Origin of the sequence: Streptomyces toyocaensis (assembly GCF_000725125.1) — a bacterium.
GTDB classification, from domain to species: domain Bacteria; phylum Actinomycetota; class Actinomycetes; order Streptomycetales; family Streptomycetaceae; genus Streptomyces; species Streptomyces toyocaensis.
In genome coordinates this window covers 1-1,189 of record NZ_JFCB01000071.1, presented here as the reverse complement: position 1 = coordinate 1,189, position 1,189 = coordinate 1, and the positions used below count along the sequence as shown (strand labels likewise).

2 protein-coding genes are annotated in these 1,189 nt (G+C 68.0%); both read left to right on the top strand.

The genetic code is table 11. From position 1 onward, the window contains the following. On the top strand, window positions 1-481 hold a 481-nt coding region (locus tag BU52_RS32600), incomplete at its 5' end, for an alpha-glucosidase C-terminal domain-containing protein (RefSeq protein WP_037941466.1). Next, a partial coding sequence (locus BU52_RS32595) for an alpha-amylase family glycosyl hydrolase (RefSeq protein ID WP_037941465.1) occupies window positions 478-1,189 on the top strand: 712 nt, incomplete at its 3' end. The genes BU52_RS32600 and BU52_RS32595, both read left to right, overlap by 4 nt.

The window sequence follows — 1,189 nt, the reverse complement described above, 5'->3', positions numbered from 1 at the left end:
CGAGAACACCCCCCTGCGCGAGGGCGGCGAGGAATACCTCGACAGCGAGAAGTACCAGCTCAGGCCCCGTGACTGGGAAGCCGCCGAACGCGAGGGCCGCACCATCGCCCCCCTCATCACCCGGCTCAACACCATCCGCCGGGAGCACCCCGCGCTCCACCGGCTCAGGAACCTCCGCTTCCACCGGACCGACAACGACGCCGTCATCGCGTACAGCAAGCGCAGCGGCTCCGACGTCGTGCTCGTGGTCGCCAACCTCGACCCGCACCAGCCCCAGGAGGCCACGGTCTCGCTGGACATGCCCCAACTCGGCCTGGACTGGTACGAGTCCGTGCCGGTGCGCGACGAACTCACCGGCGAGACCTACCACTGGGGCATCGCCAACTACGTGCGGCTGGAGCCGGGGCGGGCTCCCGCGCATGTCCTGCACGTTCAGCGACCGCCCGCCGCAGAGCGAATCGGAGGGCGAGGAGCGTCATGACCGTGAACGAGCCAGTGCCGGACATGTTCGAGGACACACCGGCCAGGGACCGGGACCCGGAGTGGTTCAAACGAGCCGTCTTCTACGAGGTCCTCGTCCGCTCCTTCCAGGACAGCAACGGCGACGGCGTCGGCGACCTGAAGGGCCTGACCGCCAAACTGGACTACCTGCAGTGGCTGGGTGTCGACTGCCTGTGGCTGCCGCCCTTCTTCAAGTCGCCGCTGCGCGACGGCGGCTACGACGTCGCCGACTACACGGCCGTCCTGCCCGAATTCGGCGACCTCGCCGACTTCGTGGACTTCGTCGACGCCGCGCACCAGCGCGGCATCCGCGTGATCATCGACTTCGTCATGAACCACACCAGCGACGAACACCCGTGGTTCCAGGAGTCGCGCAAGGACCCCGACGGCCCCTACGGGGACTTCTACGTGTGGGCCGACGACGACAAGGGCTATCCGGACGCGCGGATCATCTTCGTCGACACCGAGGCGTCGAACTGGACGTACGACCCGGTGCGGGGGCAGTACTTCTTCCACCGGTTCTTCTCGCACCAGCCCGACCTCAACTACGAGAACCCGCGCGTGCAGGAGGAGATCCTCGCGGCCCTGCGCTTCTGGCTGGACCTCGGGATCGACGGGTTCCGCCTCGACGCGGTGCCGTACCTGTACGCGGCCGAGGGCACCAACTGCGAGAACCTGCCCGCCTCGC